This is a genomic window from Candidatus Desulfolinea nitratireducens, from assembly GCF_982879505.1.
Map to the genome: position 1 here is coordinate 6,171 of NZ_CEYOSI010000153.1, position 2,442 is coordinate 8,612.

Annotated in this window: 3 protein-coding genes; 1 reads left to right on the top strand and 2 read right to left on the bottom strand. The window is 42.7% G+C overall.

Annotation, left to right across the window (positions count from 1 at the left end):
• On the top strand, positions 1 to 519 hold a 519-nt coding region (locus AC3DOM_RS12755; RefSeq protein WP_487919429.1), incomplete at its 5' end, for an MFS transporter.
• 139 nt (positions 520 to 658) lie between these two features.
• On the opposite strand, the gene AC3DOM_RS12760 is transcribed toward AC3DOM_RS12755, so the two are convergent.
• Together AC3DOM_RS12760 and AC3DOM_RS12765 are read right to left on the bottom strand one after the other, a co-directional pair.
• A complete protein-coding gene (locus AC3DOM_RS12760; protein WP_487919430.1) occupies positions 659 to 1,570 on the bottom strand; it encodes an HNH endonuclease in 912 nt (303 codons plus the stop codon).
• 11 nt (positions 1,571 to 1,581) lie between these two features.
• Positions 1,582 to 2,307, bottom strand: a complete 726-nt coding sequence (locus tag AC3DOM_RS12765; RefSeq protein ID WP_487919431.1) for a hypothetical protein — start codon at positions 2,305 to 2,307, stop codon at positions 1,582 to 1,584.
• Positions 2,308 to 2,442 lie beyond the last annotated feature (135 nt).

Here is a 2,442-nt window from a genome sequence, read left to right on the forward strand (position 1 = left end):
CAGGTCGTGATGATCGCGATCATGGTGATCACCTCCCTGCATATGAAGGGCAACGACCACGGCCTCGGCAGTATCTCCGCGGTGATCTCGGCACATACGGTGGGGATGTTTGCCTTCTCTGTCGTTTCCGGGCGGCTGGCAGATAAATGGGGACGCGCCCCGGTCATATTAACGGGAGCCGCTATTTTGGTTTTGGCCTGCTTCACCGCCCCGCTTTCATCAAATGTTTTCCCGATAGCTGTTTCCCTCTTCCTTTTGGGCCTGGGATGGAACTTCTGCTTTGTGGGCGGCTCGACCTTATTGGCAGACCAGCTTTCACAGGCGGAGCGCGCCCGCACCCAGGGTGTCAACGATCTCCTGGTTGGGCTGGCCTCCGCTACCGGAAGTTTGGGGAGCGGATTGGTGTATGCCGCCACCAGCTACACCGTTATCTCACTGGTCGGGGGAGGCTTATCACTGATCCCGCTCGGAATGGCGCTGACCTGGATCCTCAGAAAAAAAGCGCAAGCGAGTGTTTAACAGAAAATATTTTTCACGAACTGCATAAATGTTAAAAATGAACGCCCAGCTTTTCGCTGGGCGTTTTTGTTTACCACTTGTGTAGGCGGGGGATTTTGCCGCGCGGGGTGATGATGTGGCAGGGTTTTATTTTGGTGAATTATTGGGTTTCTAAAAACTTATGGTAACGCCAATCAAGATATTCCTGATTTGGCCAATACTTTTTAAATTTTGGTAATGAGATTTGGCTTTGATGTAACCCTATCAAACCATGTTTTAAGACAGGGCCATCTTCTTCTCTCAAAATATCATTGCGAACATGAATTTTATAGTCAGGTGTAATACCTAATAAAAGTCTATCGTATGCAGCGTGATGGAGTTTGCAAAGAGAAAGTCCATTATCAATTGAGTAAGTGCTTTCCGGTAAATTGTCAGGGATGATGTGTGCCGCATCCAACAATTCAGGGTGTTTTAATCGACACAAAGTGCACTGTGATTTGTAAGCGCGTAAAACTTTTTCTCGAAAACTTCTTTGATGCAATCTTACTTTTACGGTGGATGTAATATAAGCCTGCCGTCCCAAAGCATTTTCATTTATCTGATGGGGCAAAAACTCACCATCTTGTAAAGATGCCATATTATCGAGCGCGGCTTTAAAAGTCAAATTGCTTTTGTCGTCAGCAATGATATAAACTGGCCAAAAAGCTAAATATTTACCAGGATCAATTCCATGTAGATACACCAAAGGTTTTTGTTGCTCAAACACTTTTCTTAAACCAACATTGTCATGATGATTAGGATCTGTTCCCCTATACTTATAGTTCAAAAAATCATCATTTCCTGATAAGTAAAGGTCATCATCATAAGGGCCTTGGACCGTAGTCGTAATGGTTAGAGGTAACTCCATGATTTTAGGTTTGAAAATTCCATTGGGAGCAACTAAGGGTACTCTTTGATTCCTAAATTCAAATCCCTGTTGAAGCAAATTCCGAGGTAAAACTTCGCCAAGAATATTTGTTTGCTCAGATAGCCAGTTAAATGTTGCTATACGTATTTGAAGATCAATGTCCATTGTGAATGCCTCTAAAATACTGCGTTTTCAGCTAAAACAACTTCTGTCATTTTTGTGTGAAGATTTGCGACATTGTTGTAATCGATAAATTTTACGAAGGATTGGATTGGAGAAAAAGCTGCCAAAGATATCTTGTCTTCAAATTCTGCTTTTCGATGCGCATCAGCAACGATGAAAAAATCTGAACGAAAATCTTGAAGCTCAACAAATTTAAGCAGAGACCTGTGAATATCTGTGGAATGCTCGATTTCAAAGAATGATGCGGCAAAATGCCTTTTGTTAAACCATGTCACGTCAATCGTAATAGCTTGGCGCAAAACTTCGGGATAGGTAAAGGGGTAAAATTCGGTAAGGGTTGCAATATCTTTGAGCTTCTTCTGAGCATAAGGTCGATTTTTGTCTTGCGCAGGGACAAAAGTTTGAAATCCTTTTAAATTGCCAATTTCAGTGACTAAACCTTGATAAAAAGAATGGGTGTATTCTCTTGCTTTTGGCTTCGATTTATCTTCTGAGAAAATTTCCATCACCTTATCTCGTTCAGATTCTAAAGCCCACAACCCTGGACGAATTTTGAAGATTTCATCGCGTACTTGTACGATACGCCGAATACTAGCGAAAGGTGTTTTTGTTTTCCATTCGGCGTCAGGAAATTTTAAAGCATCTTGGTAAAGTTGCCCAAGTGTGGCATACCCACCATTTTCTTTCAATGCTTCAATTACAGCTTCGTATTGTTTCATTTTTTCTCCCGTGCGGGGCTGAAAGCCTCTTCTCAGTACATGAAAGTCCTTCAGACTGGAGTATCCAGTAGCCCCGAAGGGGCTTTCATAAACTAAGGCAGGACTTTAGTCCGCCGATTCATACCGAATAGCTCC

Bases quoted from the DNA above. Each gene is read 5' to 3' on its own strand.
- AC3DOM_RS12765 (WP_487919431.1), bottom strand. From the start codon at position 2,307: ATGAAACAATACGAAGCTGTAATTGAAGCATTGAAAGAAAATGGTGGG.
- AC3DOM_RS12760 (WP_487919430.1), bottom strand. From the start codon at position 1,570: ATGGACATTGATCTTCAAATACGTATAGCAACATTTAACTGGCTATCT.